The organism is Leptolyngbya sp. BL0902, from assembly GCF_016403105.1.
In the GTDB taxonomy this organism is placed as follows: domain Bacteria; phylum Cyanobacteriota; class Cyanobacteriia; order Phormidesmidales; family Phormidesmidaceae; genus Nodosilinea.
On sequence record NZ_CP046155.1, the window covers coordinates 1912584 to 1934283 of the forward strand.

The 21700-nt window shown below is 56.9% G+C and carries 13 protein-coding genes; 6 read left to right on the forward strand and 7 right to left on the reverse strand.

Translation table 11 applies throughout. The annotated features are described in order from the left end of the window. Positions 1 to 31: 31 nt before the first annotated feature. Together GFS31_RS08540 and GFS31_RS08545 are read right to left on the reverse strand one after the other, a co-directional pair. A complete protein-coding gene (locus GFS31_RS08540) occupies positions 32 to 973 on the reverse strand; it encodes a glycosyltransferase family 2 protein (protein WP_198807755.1) in 942 nt (313 codons plus the stop codon). 322 nt (positions 974 to 1295) lie between these two features. Further along, positions 1296 to 1532 (reverse strand): DUF4327 family protein, encoded by a 237-nt coding sequence (locus GFS31_RS08545; protein ID WP_225907625.1) that lies wholly within the window; start codon positions 1530 to 1532, stop codon positions 1296 to 1298. A 426-nt stretch (positions 1533 to 1958) separates the two neighbouring features. On the opposite strand from GFS31_RS08545, the gene thrS reads away from it, so the two are divergent. The 3 genes from thrS to GFS31_RS08560 all read left to right on the forward strand — a co-directional run bounded on the left by thrS (position 1959) and on the right by GFS31_RS08560 (position 8172). Then, complete coding sequence (gene thrS / locus GFS31_RS08550) at positions 1959 to 3770, forward strand: threonine--tRNA ligase (protein WP_198807756.1); 1812 nt, start codon at positions 1959 to 1961, stop codon at positions 3768 to 3770. A gap of 181 nt (positions 3771 to 3951) precedes the next feature. Next, on the forward strand, positions 3952 to 5898 hold the full coding sequence (locus GFS31_RS08555; protein WP_198807757.1) for a cation:proton antiporter: 1947 nt from the start codon (positions 3952 to 3954) through the stop codon (positions 5896 to 5898). 186 nt (positions 5899 to 6084) lie between these two features. After that, entirely contained in the window at positions 6085 to 8172 is a 2088-nt protein-coding gene (locus GFS31_RS08560) for a S8 family serine peptidase (RefSeq protein WP_198807758.1), read from the forward strand. A gap of 70 nt (positions 8173 to 8242) precedes the next feature. On the opposite strand, the gene GFS31_RS08565 is transcribed toward GFS31_RS08560, so the two are convergent. After that, positions 8243 to 10516, reverse strand: coding sequence for a pentapeptide repeat-containing protein (locus GFS31_RS08565; protein ID WP_315865631.1), 2274 nt, complete (start codon positions 10514 to 10516; stop codon positions 8243 to 8245). Positions 10517 to 10883: 367 nt separating this feature from the next. Between GFS31_RS08565 and carB the strand changes: the two genes are divergently transcribed. Beyond that, positions 10884 to 14126, forward strand: coding sequence for a carbamoyl-phosphate synthase large subunit (gene carB, locus GFS31_RS08570; RefSeq protein ID WP_198807760.1), 3243 nt, complete (start codon positions 10884 to 10886; stop codon positions 14124 to 14126). Between the two features lie 223 nt (positions 14127 to 14349). Continuing rightward, entirely contained in the window at positions 14350 to 14718 is a 369-nt protein-coding gene (locus GFS31_RS08575; protein WP_198807761.1) for a hypothetical protein, read from the forward strand. Between the two features lie 234 nt (positions 14719 to 14952). On the opposite strand, the gene GFS31_RS08580 is transcribed toward GFS31_RS08575, so the two are convergent. Both GFS31_RS08580 and GFS31_RS08585 read right to left on the reverse strand, forming a co-directional pair. Further along, positions 14953 to 15156, reverse strand: coding sequence for a hypothetical protein (locus tag GFS31_RS08580; protein WP_198807762.1), 204 nt, complete (start codon positions 15154 to 15156; stop codon positions 14953 to 14955). Positions 15157 to 15188: 32 nt separating this feature from the next. Next, a complete protein-coding gene (locus GFS31_RS08585) occupies positions 15189 to 15956 on the reverse strand; it encodes an endonuclease/exonuclease/phosphatase family protein (protein ID WP_198807763.1) in 768 nt (255 codons plus the stop codon). A gap of 218 nt (positions 15957 to 16174) precedes the next feature. Here GFS31_RS08585 and GFS31_RS08590 point away from each other — a divergent pair, with 218 nt between their 5' ends. Next, a complete protein-coding gene (locus tag GFS31_RS08590) occupies positions 16175 to 16726 on the forward strand; it encodes a Uma2 family endonuclease (protein ID WP_198807764.1) in 552 nt (183 codons plus the stop codon). 112 nt (positions 16727 to 16838) lie between these two features. On the opposite strand, the gene GFS31_RS08595 is transcribed toward GFS31_RS08590, so the two are convergent. Further along, positions 16839 to 20582 carry a PAS domain S-box protein gene (locus GFS31_RS08595; protein ID WP_198807765.1) on the reverse strand — a complete coding sequence of 1248 codons (3744 nt, stop codon included), beginning with the start codon at positions 20580 to 20582 and terminating at the stop codon, positions 16839 to 16841. A 201-nt stretch (positions 20583 to 20783) separates the two neighbouring features. Continuing rightward, positions 20784 to 21503 carry a Uma2 family endonuclease gene (locus GFS31_RS08600; protein ID WP_198807766.1) on the reverse strand — a complete coding sequence of 240 codons (720 nt, stop codon included), beginning with the start codon at positions 21501 to 21503 and terminating at the stop codon, positions 20784 to 20786. Positions 21504 to 21700 lie beyond the last annotated feature (197 nt).

Below are 21700 nucleotides of genomic sequence, written 5' to 3' on the forward strand. Positions count from 1 at the left end.
GTAGTGCCCCCCTGGCCGCACTGGGGCGTCCTCACCCCCCCTGCTGCTGCATTTCGGCGTAGGCGGCGTAGACCCCCTGCACGTTGTACCAGTTGAGAAAAACCCGCGCCACCTCTAGGGCCAGTTGGGGTTTGCCCTGGGCAATCAGCCAGCGCAGCAGGGGGGCCAGGGTGTGTTCGTTCAGCCGTCCGCCCAGGGAGAGCGCACCCCACAAAATCCGGTGCAGCCCGGTCATTTGAATCATCATCCGCACTTCACGGGTGGGGTGTTTTTGGTAAAACAGCACCCCCATGCGGCCCCGCTGAATTTCCTTGTCGATCAGCGAGGGTACATCTTCTAGGGCAAAGGGCGGGTGCCAGTGGTAGCCTACCGCTTCGGGCACTTTAATCAGGGACAGCCCCAGGTTTTTCAGCCGCACCCCCAGCTCCAAATCTTCCCAGCCGTAGAGGGTGAACTGGGTATCAAACAGGCCCGCCTCCATCAGCCAGCGCTTGGCAATGGCGACGTTGCCCGTAGCAAAAAAGGCTTGGGAATAGTCGGTGATTTTGTAGGGTTCGCTGGTGGGGTTGTCGAAATTGGCCGTATTTACCACCCGTCCGTAGGTGAAGAAGCGGTCGTGGCCTGCCTTGGCCTGGGCTGCTTGCAGGGCGGCGGCGTGGGACTGCAAAAAGCCTTCCAGCACCACCAAATCGCTGTCGATGAAAATAATGGTGTCGCCCTGGGCTTTTTCAACACCGAGGTTGCGGGCGGCGGCGGGGCCTTTATGATCTTGCTCAAACAGCACCACATGGGGCAGTTCTGCCTGGTGCTGTCGCAGCCAAGCCACGGTGCCATCGGTGGAGCCATCATCGACCACCACCACCTCGTAGCCTGCGATCAGGGTGGCTTCGTAGGTTTGTTGTTCCAGCGCCCGCAGACATTTCTCTAAAATCGGCAGGCGGTTGTAGGTGGGAATGACAACGCTAAAAAACACAAATCGCCTCCATACGGCTTCCCTATCCTAGCCCTTTCGCTACCAATCTCTAAGGCGAGTATGCCGAACCTAGGGGTGGCCTGCGACCCAAGACATCCTCACAACAAAAACGCTGGGGAATTGCTCTCCAGCGTTTTGCGTCTGCCCAATGGGATCGAGTGAGATCCTAATCTGGCAATGTGTCTACGCTAATTGATGATTAGATTTCGGTCGGGGTTGAGTTTCTTGATGGTGCATTGCTGCGCGTTGGCGATAGCCTCGCTTTAGCGTTATGCACCCGACGGAATCTTCGCCCTGACGGCGTGAGCATTGGACGTGCAGACTAATCTTCTTCCCAGGTTTGGACGGCTAGGAGGTCGGCGATGGGATCTTGGGTGGAAAAGTCAAACTCTTCGAGTTCTTTCTTCCAATGGGCCCAATCGTCGCCAAACAGCAAAGCAATTTTCCAAATGGGGTCGCTGGGCTTCACCATTTTGGATTTTTTCACCAAAGACTCGACTTGTCGCTGAAATTTCACCATGGGGTGGACGACAGCTACGTCGGCAGTTAGTTCAACCATATTTTCTGTTAAAAAAGCTCTTCGATATTGCGGTGGAAACGCTAGCCCGCACAGACTTGAAACTGGCGCTAAGACTAACTTTGCACTTCAGGGAGTCAGGATAACACAAGACTATGGAAAACAGTCAAACGTTATTAGAATAACGAAAACTTTTTCCCTGGACTATCCTGCCTTAGGGCAAGGACGGGGAGCGGGATCGCTCACTCGTGGCTCCATTCACACTGTACTCACTAAATTGCCCTTTGCCTAGGGGGTAGTGGCGTACAACTTCACGATAGCGCATTTCAGGCCCGATGGAGCCGAACGAATCGGTTTTGGGGCAGGGATATCCGTACTTTGGCCCCAAGAACATCGGGCCGAAGGATAATCGCTCAACATTAGTCGCTAAACTAGGTCTAGTCTTTTTGTCTTTCAACCCGTTGACCCATGGCTTCCTCCGCCCCCTCTGTTTCTGCCGATAGTCAGCCCATGGTGCTGCCCCGCACCAGCGAATCTGAGGCGCTGAAGCGGATCCGTCACACCTTTTCCCATGTGATGGCGATGGCGGTGCAGCGGCTTTTTCCCAAGGCGCAAGTCACTATCGGCCCCTGGATCGACTATGGCTTTTACTACGACTTCGACAGCCCGGAACCCTTCACCGAGGCGGATCTGAAGGCGATTAAGAAGGAGATGATCAAGATCATCAACAAAAAGCTGCCCGTGGTTCAAGAAACCGTGACACGGGAGGAGGCCCAGCGGCGCATCGAAGCCCTGGGGGAACCCTACAAGCTGGAAATTTTGCAAGACCTTCAGGAGCCCATTACCCTGTACCACCTGGGCGAGGAATGGTGGGATCTCTGCGCGGGGCCGCACGTTGTCAGCACGGCTGACCTCAACCCCAAAGCCTTTGATTTGGAGAGCGTGGCCGGGGCCTACTGGCGCGGCGATGAGAAGCGGGCACAACTTCAGCGCATCTACGGCACCGCCTGGGAAACCCCGGAACAACTCCAGGAATACCAGCGGCGACGGGAGGAAGCCAAACGGCGGGATCACCGCAAGCTGGGGAAAGAACTGGGCCTGTTTATTTTTGCCGATGATGTGGGGCCGGGGTTGCCCCTGTGGACCCCCAAGGGCACGGTGCTGCGGGAAACCCTGGAAAACTTTCTGAAGCAAGAGCAGGTAAAGCGGGGCTATCTGCCCGTGGTAACGCCCCACATTGGCCGGGTGGATTTGTTCAAAACCTCGGGCCACTGGCAAAAGTATAAGGACGACCTGTTCCCGATGATGGGCGAAAACGAGGACGAGGGCTTTGTCCTCAAGGCGATGAACTGCCCCTTCCACGTACAACTCTACAAGTCTTCCCTGCGCTCCTATCGGGAACTGCCCCTGCGTTTGGCGGAATTTGGCACCGTCTACCGCTACGAGCAATCCGGTGAGCTGGGTGGCCTGACGCGGGTGCGGGGCTTTACCCAGGACGACGCCCACCTATTTGTCACCCCCGACCAGTTGGACGACGAATTTCTCAAGGTGGTAGATCTGATCCAGTCCACCCTGCGGGCGCTGAAGTTAGACACGTCTTTCCGGGCGCGGCTGAGCTTCCGGGATCCCGCCTCCGACAAATATATCGGCTCCGAGGATGCCTGGAACAAGGCCGAAAACGCGATTCGCCGCGCCGTGGAAACCCTGGGAATGCAGCACTTTGAGGGCATTGGTGAAGCGGCCTTCTACGGCCCCAAGCTCGACTTCATCGTGCGGGATGCCCTAGATCGGGAATGGCAACTGGGCACCGTGCAGGTGGACTACAACCTGCCGGAACGCTTCGACCTGGAATACGTGGCTGAGGATGGCTCCCGTCAGCGTCCGGTGATGATCCACCGCGCCCCCTTTGGCTCTCTGGAACGGCTGATCGGCATTTTGATCGAAGAATACGCCGGAGACTTCCCCCTGTGGCTGGCCCCGGAACAGATGCGGCTGCTGCCCGTCACCGAGGAGCAAGCCAGCTTTGCCCAGGCCGTAGCCGACCAATTCCTGGCCCAAGGGGTGCGGGTGGTGGTGGATGCCAGCGGGGATCGCCTCGGCAAGATGGTACGCAACGCCGAAAAAGCCAAGGTGCCGATCATGGCGGTGATTGGGGCCAAGGAAGTGAAAACCAACGCCCTCAGTATCCGCACCCGTGCCCAGGGCGAACTGGGGGCTACTCCGGTCTCTGAGGTCGTTGAGCGCGTCACCCAAGCCATCCGCGAACGGGAAGACTTTTAGGGGCAGGAACAGATCCTTGGGAGAAGCCCGGTTGCTTAGCATACCTGGGCTTCTGGGTGGATCATTCAGGGGAATAGAGGGGCTGGGAAGCCCAGTGCTATCCTAGACGGGACTTGCTGCAAGGAATTTTCGGGCCGTCCAAGGGAGATTCCCTTGGGCTGGTTCACCGCTAGAGAGAGCTATGGACAACGCCTTCGAGCTAACGCTGCAAATGGTGCTGACGGTTTTAGCCGGGGTGACGGCTCAGGTGGTGGGCGAGTTCGCACGGGTGCCCAGCATCATCTTTTTGCTGATCTTTGGCATCGGTCTAGGGCCAGATGGCCTGGGGCTGATTCATCCCCAATCCCTGGGGGTGGGGTTGGAGGTGATGGTCTCCCTGAGTGTGGCGCTGATTTTGTTTGAGGGGGGCCTCAGCCTGGAGCTGAGCGAACTGGGCCAGGTGTCTAGCAGTTTGCGGAACCTCGTCACCATTGGCGTGTTTGTCACCCTGATTGGTGGCGGCGTGGCGGCCCACTGGCTGGGGGAATTTCCCTGGTCGTTGGCGTTCCTCTATGCCTCGCTGGTGGTGGTGACTGGCCCCACGGTGATTACGCCCCTGCTGCGCCAGGTGCAGGTAGACCGCAAGGTGTCTACCCTGCTGGAGGGGGAAGGGGTGTTGATCGACCCAGTGGGGGCGGTGCTGGCCGTGGTGGTGCTGGGGATCATCCTCAATGGCGATGCCGATGTGGGGTCGGTGGTGGGTGGCCTCACCCTGCGCCTGGGCATTGGCACGGTGATTGGGGCCATCGGCGGCGGGTTGATCGGCTGGTTTCTGAAGAAAGCCAGTTTCGTCAGCGATGACCTGCGGAACCTGGTGGTGCTGGCGGGGCTGTGGGGCATTTTTGGTCTGGCCCAAAGCGTCCGCAGCGAATCGGGCCTGATGGCGACGGTGGTGGCAGGCCTGCTGGTGCGCTCCCTTTCGGTACCCGATGAACGGCTGCTGCTGCGGTTTAAGGGGCAGCTTACGGTGCTGGCGGTGTCGGTGTTGTTCATCCTGCTGGCGGCGGATTTGTCCATTGCCAGTGTGGTGGCCCTGGGCTGGGGGGCGGTGGGCACGGTGCTGGTGCTAATGCTGCTGGTGCGGCCCGTGAGTATTTGGCTGTGTACCCAGGGCAGCGGCATGAACTGGCGGCAAAAGGCGTTTCTAAGCTGGATTGCCCCGCGCGGCATTGTGTCGGCTTCGGTGGCGTCCCTGTTTGCGATTTTGCTGACGGAACAGGGCATTAGCGGCGGCGATGCCATTAAAGCCCTGGTCTTTCTCACCATTATTATGACGGTGCTGGTGCAGGGGCTGACGGCCCGCTGGGTGGCCCAGGGGCTTGGCATTGCTAAGGCCAATGCGGTGGGGGCGGTGATTGTGGGCTGCAACCCCCTCAGTGTGCTGATTGCCCGCTTGATTAAGGACTACGGCGATCCCGTGGTGCTGATTGACACCAACGAAGCCGCCCAAGAGGATGCCGCCAAGGAGGGGCTTGACCTCCTCATTAGCAGCGCCCTCGATCATGGGGTGCTAGAACAGGCGGGGCTGGCCAAGGCCGGAACCTTTCTGGCTATCACCAAAAACGGCGAAGTCAACGCCGTGGTGGCCCAGCGTGCCCTAGAGGAATTTCAGCCCCCGCGTGTCATCGCCGTTATGCCCACGGATAAAGACCTTGGGGAAGTGCCCAACCAGGGCAAGCTGAAGGAAGCCCAAACCCCCAGCCTCTCGTTGAAAAAGTGGAACCGCTACCTCACGGATGGGGAAGTACGCCTAGGGGAAACCCGCCTGCGATCCGATGCCACCGAACTGCAACAGGCTCACCTGTCAGCCCTGGTGCGCGGCGGCGAGATGATCCCTCTGCTGGTGGAGCGGGACGGTGCCCTCCAGATCGCCCTCGGCCAAGATGCCTGGAAAGTGGGGGATCGCCTCATTTACCTGCTCCATGACGCCACCCCCAAACTCCTCAAGCGCCTTGGGGGCAGCACCCAACCCGTCAAGCTAACCCCCGAACCCTTGCCCACCGTGGAAGATGTGCCCCTAGCCCCCCCGGAACCAACGCCCGCCCTAGAAGATCCACTGAACCCACTGCCCACCGTCCCAGACTCCTGAGTTACGAGTGGGGGGGCAGGGGCCAGACAGCCTGTAACAAATGATGACGTCCAGGGACTCACACGCCAGGAAAGGAGAAGTTTTCCTGAAGAATGTTCCGGCGGTAAAAAATGTCCTCTTTACTGGGAAGAGGTACTGAAGATCTGGACTCACGATCTTGTGTATCCGCTGCCGTCAGGGGCACGTATGAGCACACCGAGTTTGCCTACCCTACCCGACCGCGTCTTTGCCGAAGCCGTGGTGCGTTCTGCCAGTGGCGCGTCGTTGCTAGACAGCCCAGAGGCCGTCACCAGCGAGACGGTGGATCAATTTTTGGCCAGCGCTGACACGGTGCAAGCCGCTGCCCAAGAATTGCGCTCCGCCGGGTTTGACGTTATCGACATCGGCAGTATTTCTATCACCGTAGCGGCTCCCCCAGTCATCTACGAACGCGCCCTCTCTACCCAGCTTCAGGCGGTGGATCGGCCCGTGATCAAAGAACTGGGCCAAGCCACCACCTCCACCTTCATCAACGCCGCCGACACCAAACCCTTTGGCGAAGTGGATGTCTCCTGCACCCCCTTTAGCCAATTGCTGGATGGCGTTGCCCTCAGCGAACCGCTCTATTATTTTGGGTGCGATACCCCCTCACCCACCCCGCCCCTCACCGCCGAAGACTACCTAACCGTGCCCGATGGCGTGGCCGAAGGACTCAACGCCCAACCCGCCCATCGGCAAGGCATCACGGGCAAGGGCATCAAGGTAGTGATGGTGGATAGCGGCTGGTATGCCCATCCCTACTTCGCCAAGCACAACTACAACGTCAAGGTCGTCCTCGCCCCCGGTTCTACAAACAGCGACACCGATGGCCTTGGCCACGGCACCGGAGAATCCGCCAACCTGCTGGCCATCGCCCCCGACATCGAACTCACCATGGTAAAGGCCGATGTGGCGATTTCTGGCGCATCTAAGCACGTCAATGCCGTCAGTGCCCTCCGCAAAGCCATTGAACTGCGGCCCGATATCATCTCCTGTAGCTGGGGTTCCGACCAACGGCGGCGGATCATTTCCCCTTACAACCGCGTCATGGGGGCGGTGATTGCCGATGCGGTGCGGCGCGGCATTACGGTGGTGTTTTCCGCTGGCAACGGCCAATACGGCTTCCCCGGCCAACACCCCGATGTGATCTCGGCGGGTGGCGTCTATCGCTACATCAGCGGCCCCCTCAAGGGCACCCTAGAGGCCAGCAACTACGCCAGCAGCTTTGTCAGCCCCATGTATCCGAAACGCAATGTGCCGGATGTGTGCGGCCTGGTGGGCAAACTGCCCTACGGCAGCTACCTGATGCTGCCCATCCCTCCGGGCTGTGAAATCGACCGTCGCCTCTCCGCCCTCAACGATGGCACTAAGGTGTCCGATGGCTGGGCGGCGTTCAGCGGTACCTCCGCCGCTGCCCCCCAAGTCGCCGGAGTTTGCGCCCTACTGAAACAACTTAACCGCGACCTTTCCCCCGCCCAAATTAAAGCCATCCTGCGAGACACCGCCATTGATGTCGCCGAGGGCTACAGCAATCCCTCCAGCAGCGGAGCCGCCGCCAGGGCAGGCCCAGATTTGGCCACGGGCTACGGGCTGGTGGATACAGAAAAAGCGATCAATTCTGTTCCTAAATTCCCTAAAGCCCCCAAAGACGCTTGTTGTGAACCCTGTGCGTCTCAGTCAGATTTCCAATCAGACCCCCAACGTTTACCCTCATTACCTACCCGGAGCACCACCATGAGCAGCGAATTCCCAAAACTTCAGAAGCATTTGGACGAGATCAGAATCAAGATTGATAAAATGCTGAAGGATGAGTTTATTAAAAATGAACTTATTGAAGAAGTCGAATTAGAGATTAAGCCTGAATTCTTTGTTTCCCGATCTTTCCAAGCTGATGTTGTACTCAAACTTCAAGAGATACTCGCTAAATTGCCTACAACGGGTTCTGGAAATTCAAAAAAAATCGATGCCAGCAAGATTCAGAAACAACATATTTTTGCAGCACAAAGTCTATTGCAGATGTCTCGCTGTGAAAAATTAGCCATTGGAGTTCTGGTCTCAGGTCTAGAAAGTAGCTCAGAGGAAGTTCCTGAACTTGCTTCAAAGGCACTAGGAGAAATAAAAAAATACTTAGCTAACAATAGCATTGATTCTTTTGCCAATAATGGTTTAAGATCTTTGCCTGGCAGACCACTAAGTCTACCGGAATGTGAGAATCTTGGACTTGATTACCCATGTGGATATAAGCCTTTTAGTTGATTTAAGCTGTTACACGAAATTCGCTTAATCAACCACAGTATGTGCCTAGAATAGGCAATATCTCAATTCATCAATGCTGTGTTGTGCGTTCATATTCGTAGAATATGCCGCCTTCAAGCATGATCTTTCGTATGAGTTCGCAATCTCTGTCTGGATCCAATTCCATATTGCTAGGCAATCGAGTTTTACAGATAAATGATTCATTCAACTGATCTTCTGTTAAACCTATACTATTTTCTAGATTGGCCATAAAGAAATAACTATTTTTTAAGTTGGCATTCTTTAGAGAGGCATTGTGAAAATCAGCATTCATGAGATCAGTGCCTTGAAAATCTGCCTCGTCTAGATATGCATTTCTAAAGCTGGAATTTGCCATAACAGCTCGCCTAAAATCACCTCTCCATGCAAATGAATCATGTAGACTAATTCCAAGAAGATTCTCATTGCATAATTTGACTTCATCCAGATTCCCTCGTTGTCCAGAGAGGAGTAAGTAACGCAGAAGGAAAACTGCTTGTGGATTTTGAGTGCATGAATCGTCCAGAAAAAGAACTGAGTGGGCGATTTTCAGGACGAAAAAATGAGTGACTAACAAAGAACCTAAAATTGGAAATATTGATATTGCCAAAATATTTTTAGCTATTCTATTTCTTTGAAAATCAGAAGATTTTTGGATGAAATCGCAGGTGTTTTTTGAGATTTTGGCTTCAAAGGTTTCATGGTCTAATGAGACAAAGAATCTCGCATTATACAAGGCTTTACCCTGCAATAAATACTCATTGTCTCTCTGATGATTTTCCCACTCTTGAGCAGCCTGTTCAATTTTGTCGCGTTTGCGTAGAAGTTCCCATTGGTCAGCAAGCCAGTCCCGCAATTCAGACCAGTTGTGGATAAGGGCCTCATGGGCGACTTCTACCATTTCAATTTGTTCTTCGTTGGCAAAGGTGATTAAAATCCATACACCAGGGCGGGTAAACTGGTCAATAATGGCTTTAACTTGAGCCGCATCTTGGTCTTTAGTAGCCAGTTCTGAGAGAGGAACACGGCGGCGGGTCGCGGTTTTGTCGTCGTTGACTTTGATTAGGCGCAGGAAGATGGATCGGGCGATCTTTTGGTCGGCTTCTGAGAGGTTTTCGTAGATTTTTTTGGCTTCATTGGCGAGGGCACCGCCGATGCCGCCTACACGGTTGTAGGTTTCGATGGGTTCGATGCCTTGGCGCATTTCTTCCCAAATTTGGGTCAGCAAAAATTGCAGCAGGGGCAAGGCTCCCTCTTGGCCCATGGCATCTTTAACGAGGATTTGCACCAGGGATTTATTCAGGAGCAGATTGACGCGATCTCTCGTATTGCGGTCGAGTTTGGCGAGGGCCAGTTTGGCGGGTTGGGTGATGGCTTGTTCCAGTTCTGCGGGCTGCATCACGGGGATGAGGCGACCGGGATCGGCGAAGAGTTGGTTAAATTGGGGATGCTGTTGGGTGGCGCTCAAAAAGTCGCTACGCATGGTGAGGATAACGGCGACGCGCTGGCTGGGGTCGATGGCGGCACCGCGCAGGTTGCAGATAAAGGCGTGGCGTTCCTGGGCGTCTTCGCAGAGGGTGTAGATTTCCTCGAATTGGTCGATTAGAAGAATCAGGTAGGCTTTAGGGCTGTTTTCGAGCAGGCGGTCGGCGATGAAGCGGAGGCCATCGAAGGCTTGTTTGCTGTCGGAACGCAGCAGTTCGTCCTGAAATTCGCGGATTTTAGCGATGGAGAGGTCGCCTGGGGTGGCAAGGCGGGCCAGGGCGGTGGCGAGCACTTCCAGGGGATGGTTGCCCGGTTTGAGGGTGAGGATGTGGGGGCTATCTTTGCCGGGGAGGGGGTGTTTGCGGAGGGCGGGAATCAGTCCGGCCCTGGCGAGGGAGGATTTGCCGGATCCCGATGGGCCATAGATGGGCAGCACCCGAATGGTGTGTGGGTCGGCGTAGCGTTTTTCAAAGCGTTGGCGCAGGTCTTCCACCAGTTGGTCGCGGCCAAAGAAGCGGTCTTGGTCTTCCTCCTCAAAGGCGCGGAGGCCTTGGTAGGGGTTTGGCCCTAGCTCTAGGGGGGTGGGGTCGGTGGGGGCTGGAAGCGGAGGAGGTTCCGGTAGGGTATCTAGATCCTCCAGCAGTGCCGAAATTTCCTCTAACCCTCGGCCTGTCGGGCTTTCGACCCATTCCAGCAGTGCCATCACTCGACTGGCCTGGGGGGCGCTGGGGCCAGGAACCAACCCAGATGGGGGCCAGATGGCAAAGAGTAGTTTCTCAAAGTCGGGAGTGGCGAGACGGTTGAGAGCGTTGGCAAGCTGAAGACGGCTGAGACCAGACATGGCGAAGGTGTAGCGCACTTGTGCTTAGGATACCCATCCCTCTGGAGAAGCAGCGGGTTATCTCGGAGGCTTTACAAACTGTTGAAGTTGGGTGGCGACGCCAGGAGAAAACTGAATCAATACCTTAAATCGTTCTAGCTCGTCGGGCCTGGGCGACAGAATGAGGGGATAGGGCTGGGATGCGTGGGACAATCGCGGCGACACGTTATGGCTTATGGAAGTTTTAGGTAGTTTTGCTTAAATTTAAGGAACGGTGACATTCCGCTCCTTGGCCCTCTCCATCGGCCCTGACGGTTTCAAGATGAGCAATCGGATTCCGCCGTTAGCCCTTAGAATAGGTTGGATTTTCTCACCACCCCTCCTGCTTATGCCTCGCCGCGACGACATCAAAAAAATTCTGCTGATTGGCTCTGGCCCCATTGTGATTGGCCAAGCCTGCGAGTTTGACTACTCCGGCACCCAAGCCTGCAAAGCCTTGCGGGAGGAGGGCTATGAGGTGGTGTTGATCAACTCCAACCCGGCCACGATTATGACCGACCCGGAAACGGCGGATCGCACCTACATCGAGCCGCTGACGCCGGAAATTGTGGAGCGGGTGATTGAGCGGGAGCGGCCCGACGTAATGCTGCCGACCATGGGCGGACAGACGGCGCTGAACATTGCCGTGGCGCTCTCCAAGAACGGGGTGCTAGAGCGCTACGGGGTGGAACTGATTGGGGCGAAGCTGGAAGCCATTGAGATGGCGGAGGATCGCAAGCTGTTTAAAGAAGCCATGGAGCGGATTGGGGTGGGGGTATGCCCCTCTGGTTTGGCGGAAACCATGGATGAAGCGCACCAGATTGCTAAGCAAATCGGCAGTTTCCCGCTGATTATTCGGCCTGCGTTCACCATGGGCGGCACCGGGGGCGGCATTGCCTACAACCAGGAGGAATTTGAAACCATTGCCCGTTCGGGGTTGGACGCCAGCCCGGTGTCCCAGATTTTGATCGAGCAATCCCTGCTGGGCTGGAAGGAATACGAGCTAGAGGTGATGCGCGACCTGGCGGATAACGTGGTGATTATCTGCTCCATCGAAAACTTTGACCCCATGGGCGTCCACACGGGGGATTCGATTACCGTGGCCCCGGCCCAGACGTTGACGGACAAGGAATACCAGCGCCTACGGGATGCCTCGATTAAGATCATCCGCGAGATCGGCGTGGAAACGGGCGGATCGAACATTCAGTTTTCGGTCAACCCCAACACGGGCGAGGTGATCGTGATTGAGATGAACCCTCGCGTGTCGCGCAGTTCGGCCCTGGCCTCTAAGGCGACGGGCTTCCCCATTGCCAAGTTTGCGGCCAAGCTGGCGGTGGGCTACACGCTAAACGAAATCTCCAACGACATCACGAAGAAAACCCCGGCCAGCTTCGAGCCGACGATTGACTACGTGGTGACGAAGATTCCCCGCTTTGCCTTCGAGAAATTCCCCGGCACCTCCAACACCCTGACGACTCAGATGAAGTCCGTGGGTGAGGCCATGGCCATTGGCCGCACCTTCCAGGAATCCTTCCAAAAGGCGCTGCGGTCTTTGGAAATTGGCCGAGCGGGCTGGGGCTGCGACATGGCCGAAAAACTGCCTAGCCTCAACGAAATTCGGCCCAAGCTGCGGGTGCCCAACCCAGAGCGGGTGTTTGAACTGCGCCACGCCATGCAGTTGGGTCTGACGGTGGATGAAATCTACGAACTGACGGGCATCGACCCCTGGTTTTTGCGGCAACTGGAAGGGCTACTGAAAACCGAGAAATTCCTCAAGCGCACCGCTTTAACGAGTCTCAGCGCCGACCAAATGCGGGCGATCAAACGCCAGGGCTTTAGCGACCGCCAGATTGCCTACGCCACCCAAACCACCGAAGACGAGGTACGCCAGTATCGCAAGGGCTTGGGCATTATTCCCGTCTACAAAACCGTGGACACCTGCGCCGCCGAGTTTGAAGCCTTCACCCCCTACTACTACTCCACCTACGAAGACGAAACCGAGGTGCTGCCCAGCGACCGCCCCAAGGTGATGATCCTTGGCGGTGGCCCCAACCGCATTGGCCAGGGCATCGAGTTTGACTACTGCTGCTGCCACGCCTCCTTTGCGTTGCGGGATGACGGCTACGAGACCATCATGGTCAACTCCAACCCGGAGACCGTTTCCACGGACTACGACACCAGCGACCGCCTCTATTTTGAGCCGCTCACCAAAGAGGACGTGCTCAATATTATTGAGGCCGAAAATCCCGTGGGCATCATCATCCAGTTCGGTGGCCAAACGCCCCTAAAACTGGCGGTTCCCCTCCAGCAATACCTGGCTTCTCTGCCCACGACAACAACCAAAATTTGGGGTACTTCGCCGGATTCTATCGACACCGCCGAAGACCGGGAGCGCTTCGAGGCCATCCTGCGAGAACTCGACATCAAGCAGCCCCCCAACGGCATGGCCCGCAGCTATCAGGATGCGCTGAAGGTGGCTCAGCAGATTGACTACCCCGTGGTGGTACGGCCCAGCTACGTCCTCGGCGGGCGGGCGATGGAAATCGTCTACTCCGACGAAGACCTCGAACGCTACATGACCTACGCCGTCCTCGTCGAGCCGGATCACCCCATCCTGATCGACAAGTTCTTGGAAAACGCCATCGAGGTCGACGTAGACGCCATCGCCGACCACACGGGCCAAGTCGTCATCGGCGGCATCATGGAGCACATCGAGCAGGCGGGCATCCACTCCGGCGACTCGGCCTGTTCCCTGCCCACCATGACCCTGCCCCCCGAAGCCCTCGCCACCATCCGCGACTGGACGACCAAACTGGCCAAGCGCCTCAACGTCATCGGCCTGATGAACATCCAGTTTGCGGTCAAGGGCGATCAGGTCTACATCATTGAGGCCAACCCCCGCGCCTCCCGCACGGTGCCCTTTGTCTCCAAGGCCATCGGCCATCCCCTAGCCAAACTGGCGGTGCGGGTGATGTCCGGCAAAACCCTGGCAGAACTGGGCTTTACCACCGAGGTCATCCCTAGCCACATTGCGGTCAAGGAAGCCGTCCTGCCCTTCGACAAATTCGTCGGCACCGACGCTCTGCTGGGGCCAGAAATGCGCTCCACCGGGGAAGTCATGGGCATTGACGCCGACTTCGGTAAAGCCTTCGCCAAGGCGGAACTGGGGGCCAACCAAAAGCTGCCCCTCACTGGCACGGTCTTCATTTCCATGAACGACCGCGACAAAGCAGCGGTGATTCCTGTGGCGAAGGAAATGGCCGAGATGGGCCTGAAGCTGATTGCCACCAGTGGCACCCGCAAAGCCCTGATGGACGAAGGGCTAACTGTAGAACGCATTCTCAAGGTTCACGAAGGCCGTCCTAACATCGAAGACGCCATCAAAAACGGCGAGATTCAACTGATCATCAACACCCCCGCAGGTAGCACCGCCCTAGAGGACGACCGCTCCATCCGCCGCACCGCCCTCGCCTACAAGGTGCCGATCATCACCACCATCGCCGGGGCCAGCGCCACCGCATCGGCCATCCACTCCCTGCAACAGCATCCCCTGGAGGTGAAATCCCTTCAGGAGTACGTGGGACGGTCGTAAGTCATGGGGCGATAGGTTGAGGTACTGGGTCATTAGCAACCTCCCAGCACCTCAACCGAGCAGCAACTCTACCTTCCAGCGCCTAAAATAGCCGCATCACCAGGGCCGTCGCCGCTGATTACAATGGGGATATTCCGTCGCTCAGTTTGGGTTAACTTCCTGGGGTTAATTCCCAACACCCTTGTGACCGTGCTTGCCATTGCCGTTGCTTTCCTTCGGTTCTATGACGCCCAAGACTTCCTCATCCTCGGATTCATCGACAACCCCCGACTCTGGAGCAACCGACTCACTGTGGCAGCCCTCCTGGCTACACTGGCTAGTTTCGGCGTTGAGTGGAACCGTCGAAATCGAGAAACAAACCGCCTGGCTGAAGAAGCACAACGAAGAGCTGAGGAAGATCAACGAAGAGCTGAGGAAGCAGCGCGAGCTGAGGAAGATCGAGCTGAGGAAGAGCAACGAAGCATACGAGAGGAAAACCGAAGAAATCAGGAAGCAGAACGAGCGGCTAGCCGAGCTCGAATCCAAAATCGATGGATCGTTCTACAAATACGGTATTTATTCAACCCCAGCGAAGAAACCCGATCAGCCATAGCCGATTTTCTCCGGTTTTTGCAGGAATATGGTGAAATCTAGGCAGGATTTGGGGAATACCAATTGTCTACGCGGCTGGGGCGGTATCTCCAAGGACAACAAACGGTTTTTAGCGCAAACAGTTTTCAGCAGAGACTCGACCCGTGTTGTCACGGTATCTAACGGGCGAGGTATCTAACCGGGCAGAAAGCCTCGCCCGTTGGGTTGGCGGGGTTAGGAACCAGGATTATCTGAGTTAATCAATGGTGATGGTTTGGGGGCCGCTGCCGTTTTGGTGATTGGCGCTAGGGGCGGGGCTGGCTCCTTGGCGACGCAGCCAGTCCTGTACCGGGTCTTCGGCGAGGTTGAGCCGCAGGAGGCCAGAGGCCACGCCGCCTAAAAACGCCGCCGGATGGCGCATCAGTTCTTGCACAAAGGGCGAAAGTTCGTCTAGAAACATGGGTATAGTCCTCCATTCCACGCCTCGTTATCCTAGCCCGAAAGTCCGCGACAGGTAATCTCGATCCCCACCCCAAAGTGGTCGGAAAGCCCCCGCAGTTCCTCCAGCCCCTCTGGCCACGCAAAGGTGCGCTGAATCTCAAGCTGGGGGTCGTCCGTCATGCAAATGTGGTCGATATTGGAATGCTGGCCGTTAATCAGCCGCCGCACCGGGTCGTTATCGCCAAAGGTGAGACATTCCAGGTCGGCTTCTAGGAGGGCTTGGCGTAGGGCTTGCTTGGTGCGCCGCGATCCATAGTAGGGCAGCACATTGAGATCCTGGTTAAAGTCTCCAGCTACGATTAGCAGGGTATTGGGGTAGCGTTGCCGCAGCCGCTGCCAGTCGGCCTGTTGAACTGCTAGCGCCGCCAAAAAGGACTCGCCCGCTTTGCCAGAATAGCCCCGCCACGAACTCCCCAGCCAGGGCAGCACGGTGCCATAGACTAGGCATTGGCCCCCGCTGTCTAGGTCAATTAGGGCGCAGGCGGTGCGCTCTGGGTCAGCGGTCATAAGGGGCAATACCGACCGTAGATCATGCTCCCGCACCGCAAGGTGTATCCAGTGGGTCTCGTCACGGCACCCGTTTGCCCCGGCTTCAACCCGATCACTGATCACCGACCGATAGCCTGCGAGGGTGAATTCGGGATGGGTTTCGGTAAAAATCCACAGGTCAGCGTCGGTGTGGTCTATCCAGTGCCGTTGGGCTTGGGCTTGGGGCGTGGAGGGCTGGGCTCGCTCTAGGTTCCAGGTGGCGATCTTCATACCGGATACAAGGGGCAGAGAATGGTAATAAAAATTACTAAACCCCGGACAACTTGCCTTTGCATAGCATCTTCGATACAAAGTTCTTTGGCAGAACGTTTTGATGCGCTCCTCAATCCAGGATTGGATGCACCGTGGGATGCGCGGTTTCTGACAAGAAATCTCCTAAGCTAGGGAAAGAGATACCCCCGTTGCCCCCTACCTTGAGGTACTGTGCTGTGGCCTACCTATCCTCTGCCCTGCACCACAATTCGATCTACTACGCCCGCATCCTGCGTAACCTGATGGGCTTGCTGGAGGCCAGTTGTCGCGACAGTTTTTATGAGGTGTTGCCCAGGGGTGTGCAGGTGTGGGTGCCGGAGGGAAACTGGGGAATCTATCCTGATCTGACAGTGATTGCTGGGGAACCGCTTTTCCATGAGGGCTACGCCAACCGCCTCACCAATCCCTGCCTGCTATTTGAGATCCTGTCTGAACCCACCGAGGGCTATGAACCGACCGCAGACACCATGCTGGAACGGAGCGGCAACTTTAGCGCCTGTCGCCATATTCCCTACCTTCAGGAATACGTGTTTGTCCATCAGCACAACCCCAAGGTAGAGCAGTTCTACCGGGCCACCGACGATGTGTGGGAGCTGGCCATCTACGAAGGACTAGAAGCAGTGGTAGAGCTCAACTTGACTGATACTCGCCTGCCGTTGAGCAACATTTATCACGGGGTTGAGTTAGCGCCTATCCACACATCCCTGGGCTATACGGAATCCGAATAGAAAATCTCCTATATCAATCAAGGCTTTCCTCGTTGAGGAGGCGATGCCAACGACCAGATCAGCCTGAGCGGAACTGATTTTTTAATCGGGGATAGACGACCGGGATTTCGTATTACGTCAAGGAGGCCCGCTCCCGTACCAAATGCTGCACCAGATGCCCCACATCCCTCAGCCGCAGGGGGCGTGGAAGAGTCGCCTGGGCTCCAGCAGCGAGGTAGCGGTTGGCCTCTTCGGGGCTAGCCTGGGGGCCAAGCAGGGCCACAATGGGAATGATATCCCCCTCATCTGCGGATCGGGTGTGGCTGAAGAGTTGACCTAGGGTTTGGGTGAGGGTCTGGATCAGCACTACGCCATCGGTGGCTTGGGTATCTACCATCACCAGGGCTGGAGGAAGATTTTGGGGCGTGGCCAACAGGTCTGCTTCGGAGATCACCTCTACTCGGTAGCCCTTACCCCGGAGATAGCTAGACAGGCTGCTCGGCAAAACAGCATCCGCCGTTATCAGCCAAATTAAAGGAGACGCTGGCGGCCTCGTCTCCGGGTGAGTAGGGCTAGCCGAAGCGAGGTCGGCGGCAACCGCATAGGGTAGGTAGACCGTGAAGCAACTGCCTTTCCCTAGGGCGCTGGTGAGGACAATGTGGCCCCCATGCAGCTCTACCAAGCGCTTCACTAGACCCAAGCCTAGCCCGGTGCCTTCGTACCTACGGTTGAGGGCACTATCCAACTGGATAAAGGGATCAAACACCCGTGCTTGATCCGCTTCTGCAATGCCGATGCCCGTATCGCTGACCGAGAGACACAGGTAGGCTGGGGGGTCGCTTTCCTGGGTGGCCTGCCCCTCCGAGGGTTGACCCTCACGGGGCTGTACCGCCATCGTGAGGGTTATCGATCCCCCTTCGGGCGTGAATTTGACTGCATTGCTGAGCAGGTTAATTAACACCTGCCGAATGCGCCGTTCATCCACAGTCATGCGGGGCAGGGCAGCGGGCAACTGGGTGGAGAGGTGGATGGCCTTGGCTTGGGCCTGGGGCTGCACAAAGGCGAGGCTGGCGGTGCAGAGGGCCACCATATCGACGGGAATGGTCAGGTCGAGGGTCATCTGTCCCGATTCCAGCTTGGAGACGTCCAAAATGTCGTTGATCAGCGCTAATAGGTGGGATCCGCTGCGATCTACCGTTTCCAGCGCCTGAACCTGCTGGGGGCTGACGGGGCCAAACACCTCCTCCAGCAGCCCTTCGGTCATTCCCAAAATAGCGGTGAGGGGCGTCCGTAGTTCGTGACTCATGGCCGCTAGGAATTCGTCCTTGAGGCGAGTGGCTCGCCGGAGGTCTTCGTTGGTCTGCTGAAGCTGGATCTCGGCCTGTTTGCGGTCGCTGATTTCAATGCAGTAGCCCACAATTTCCTGGGGCTGGCCCTGGGCATCGCGCACCAGGCTCAGTTCATTGCGCATCCAGCGGTATTGGCCGTTGCGGTGTCGCCAGCGATACTCATGCACCGAGTGCCCCTGCTGGAAAAAGACCGCCAGTTCCTCCGTCACCCGTTCGGCATCGTCGGGGTGGATGTGAATGGCCCAAAAGCCTTCCCAGCCAACGATTTCTGCTGGGGAATAGCCCACCATGCCCTCAATATTTTGGCTGATGAAGGTGATGGTGTAGTCCATGCTACAGGCGAAAATAGCGGCGGGGTTAGTGGCCAAGATAAACTCTAGGCGATCCTTGAGCTGTTGGGTTTCTGCCTCAGACTGCTTCAAGACCGTGATATCCTGCACCGACCCAAGGATAGAAGCCACCCGGCCATCGGCGTCGCGGCTGAAGACGGTATAGCGGTTGAACACCCAGCGAGGTTCGCCCTGGGCATCACAAATCCGTAGTTCATTGCTGCGAGTTTCACCGTCGGCGAGGTCATTCAGGTGGGCATAGTCATCGATCAGCCGTGCTAACTGATCAGGGGGCAACAGCCGAGAGAAAAAGTCAGCCCCCATGGCCAGTACGTCTTCGATGCTGTAGCCGAGAATGTCCTGCACGGCCCCGCTCACGTAGAGGTTGCGGCGTTCCTTGATGCCGTAGACATACAAAATATTGGGCGAGGCATCGGTGATGTGCTGTAAAAAGGCGCGGCTCTCCTTAAGGGCGCGTTCCGCCCGCTTCCGATCACGAATATCCACCGCCAAGCAGAGGGTTTCGCGTTCGTTGACCATCACGCCCCCAATCAGGATAGGAATCCGATGGCCTTCCCGATGGAAGTACTCCTTCTCAAAGGCGCTAATCCAGCCCTGCTGCGCCAGTTCTACCGCCAGTCGTCGATCCTGTTCGGCATACTCCGGCGGGGTGAGGGCATCCCAGCGCAGGGCTCCTGCTTCTAGGGCTTGGCGGTCATAGCCCACCAGGGTTAAAAAATAATCGTTAGCCTCCAAAATGCTGCCCTCTAGATCGGTCAGCAGCAGCCCCACCACATCCGACTGGAGAAGCTTCCGAAAACGACTCTCGCTGGTTTGCAAATGGGCGAGGGACTGGTTGAGGTCGGCCTGACTGGTTTGAATCGTCTGCGCCATCCGATTAAACGTGTCCGTCAGATGGGCCAGTTCGGCAATGGCGGTGGGCTCGGTCAAGACCTGGGGCAATCCCTCCGCCAACCCTTGGCTGGCCTGGGCAATTTGCCGTAGCGGGGCCATAATCAACCGTGCGGTTAGCCAACCTAGCCCCGTCGATGCGAGCAGCGTCCCCCCCCACAGAAGCCATAAACTCCGCTGATTGGCCTGCACATTGGCCATCAAGTCTGCATTGGGCAATATCAGTACTAGTACCCAGTCTAGGCCATAGGAATCTCGGTAAGTTTGCGCATCCACATACAGCACATCGCGGTTGACTTGCAGGGTTGCATGGCTGTGGCGAGGCAGGTGATCGAAGGTCGCATTCCCCTGGAGCAGGTGTTGGGCAACGGCTCGCAGGTGGGGATCGTCGCTCTCCTGGGCATAGAGGCGCTGAATGGTGCCTTGTGCATCGCGGCTATAGGGTGGGTCTGGAGCAGAACTAGCGACTAGCGCCCCAGACCGCTCCCAAATAAACGCCTGCCCTGTCGGCGAAAACTCTAGCTCAGCTAGAAACTTGCTAATATCCGCCAACAGCAGAAACGAATTTAAGACTCCCTCAAATTGCCCCTGGTCATCCCGCAAGGGCAGCAGGGCATTGATGGAAAGCTGGGATGTGGTGTGGGTCGAAAAAATCGGCGACCAAGCCTGACGGGGGAGGGACTGCGCCGCCCGATACCAGGTTAATTCGCTGAGGGGTAAAGATTGGGTGTAGGCCACTTCTTGCGGTAGGCCCCGATCATCCACCAAAGAAAAATAACGTTCGCTGAGATGGAGGGGGTTGCGATGAATTAAAAAAGGCGTGTTGGGCAACAGAGATCGCCCTGTGAGTTGCTCTGCTTGGGCCAGGGATATGGGGCTGGTTAACTTGCCGTAGCCTAGCTCTAGCCCCGATTCTAGCCCTAGGGTCACGGGGGGCAGGGTGGGCGCAAGCTGCATTTGTCGCCACAAAATCTGGCGCAGTTGAGCTTCGTTCTCCACAGGCCACTGGCTTTGCTGAAGGAGCTGGTAGGTGGCTTTTAGGGCACGATGGTGCCGCTGCAACCGCAAATCTAGATCCGCGTGAATGCGCTGGGCAGTCTGTTCACGGAGCTGCTCAGCGACCTGCTCTAGATCCTGTCGGGCGCTGCGCTGAGACAGGTAAACCGCCACCCCCACTGCCCCTGCCACCTGCACCACAAAAGGTACCACCAGCACCCACAGCAGGGGCACTCGGGGCCACTTCTGCCGCTGGGCATTGGGCCAAACCTGAGGCAACGGCAACTTCATAGGTCAGCGAATTGTTGAACTGCGGCTTTTTCCAGTGTCCCTCTGTCAGACTATAGGCATACAACCCCATAAACCCTGATTTTACCCTTGCGGGTTCTACTGAATTAGGGCCGCTGAGATACTGGTCGTGTCGGATCCCTCTACAGCCTCAATAGCCAGGTGATCCAGAGAGCAATTACGGCTTGTTGCGTTTAGATCGTCCTAGGCAATCTCATCAGGGTCAATCCCTAACTCCCGGAGCTTGGCGGCTAGCCTTTCACTCCGCTGCCGTTCGGCCTTAGCAGATTCCTCTGGACTGGGCACCAGGTTGCCCTCTGGGGTAAAAAAGCGCAGTTGGTTGTTGTGAATGCCCAGGTACAGCCCCAGTTGCTCACTCCAGCGCCAGCCCCGATCATTGGCCTCCAGCGGACGATAGGTGCCATCAACTAAATGAAATCCCTCAAACTCCAAACTATGGGGGTCGAACCAAAAATAGTCGGGGGTGCGGAAGGTGTCTTGGTAAAGCTGCTTTTTCAAGCCCCGGTCGGTCTGGGCAGTGGAGTCCGACAGCAGCTCGATAATCACATGGGGGTACTTGCCCTCCTCTTCCCACACCACCCAACTCTTGCGAGGACGACGCTCGGTACCCAGCACCACAAAGAAGTCCGGCCCTCGGAAGTCCTCCGACTTGCGCTGCTTAGGGCTGTAGTAAATGGTGAGGTTGCCAAAGGCGTAGTAATCTTGGCGGTCGCGCCAGAGCCAATCTAAACACTGAATTAACAGCAGAATTTGGCGCAAATGAAGTTCGGTTTCCAAGGGGGGTTCGTCGCTATAGAGGTCGCCAGGGGGAAACACCACCGCTTGCTCAGCCGGGGATGCCGCCGTCTGGGACGGATCGTTAGGGGCGATCACGGAAGTAGCGGAGGGCTGGGCAAGCGTCATGGCAAGGGTGCGAGTGCGGGTGCTTTCAGTATAGCGATGCGAGTAGGGCCAGATTTTTTGTAGGTGAGGTAGCGCAATAGCAGACCCCAACCAGCCCAGCCACTCTGGCGGGTGTTGGGGTCTGATCCGCTGCACTCAACCTACGTTAGGGATGGGTTCTACTTTAGGAATGGGTCAGGCCATCCGGGAGGTGGAAT

Bases quoted from the DNA above. Each gene is read 5' to 3' on its own strand.
- GFS31_RS08580 (WP_198807762.1), bottom strand. From the start codon at position 15,156: ATGTTTCTAGACGAACTTTCGCCCTTTGTGCAAGAACTGATGCGCCAT.
- GFS31_RS08585 (WP_198807763.1), bottom strand. From the start codon at position 15,956: ATGAAGATCGCCACCTGGAACCTAGAGCGAGCCCAGCCCTCCACGCCC.
- GFS31_RS08575 (WP_198807761.1), top strand. From the start codon at position 14,350: ATGACGCCCAAGACTTCCTCATCCTCGGATTCATCGACAACCCCCGAC.
- thrS (WP_198807756.1), top strand. From the start codon at position 1,959: ATGGCTTCCTCCGCCCCCTCTGTTTCTGCCGATAGTCAGCCCATGGTG.
- GFS31_RS08560 (WP_198807758.1), top strand. From the start codon at position 6,085: ATGAGCACACCGAGTTTGCCTACCCTACCCGACCGCGTCTTTGCCGAA.
- GFS31_RS08555 (WP_198807757.1), top strand. From the start codon at position 3,952: ATGGACAACGCCTTCGAGCTAACGCTGCAAATGGTGCTGACGGTTTTA.
- GFS31_RS08565 (WP_315865631.1), bottom strand. From the start codon at position 10,516: ATGTCTGGTCTCAGCCGTCTTCAGCTTGCCAACGCTCTCAACCGTCTC.
- GFS31_RS08545 (WP_225907625.1), bottom strand. From the start codon at position 1,532: ATGGTTGAACTAACTGCCGACGTAGCTGTCGTCCACCCCATGGTGAAA.
- GFS31_RS08595 (WP_198807765.1), bottom strand. From the start codon at position 20,582: ATGAAGTTGCCGTTGCCTCAGGTTTGGCCCAATGCCCAGCGGCAGAAG.
- carB (WP_198807760.1), top strand. From the start codon at position 10,884: ATGCCTCGCCGCGACGACATCAAAAAAATTCTGCTGATTGGCTCTGGC.
- GFS31_RS08600 (WP_198807766.1), bottom strand. From the start codon at position 21,503: ATGACGCTTGCCCAGCCCTCCGCTACTTCCGTGATCGCCCCTAACGAT.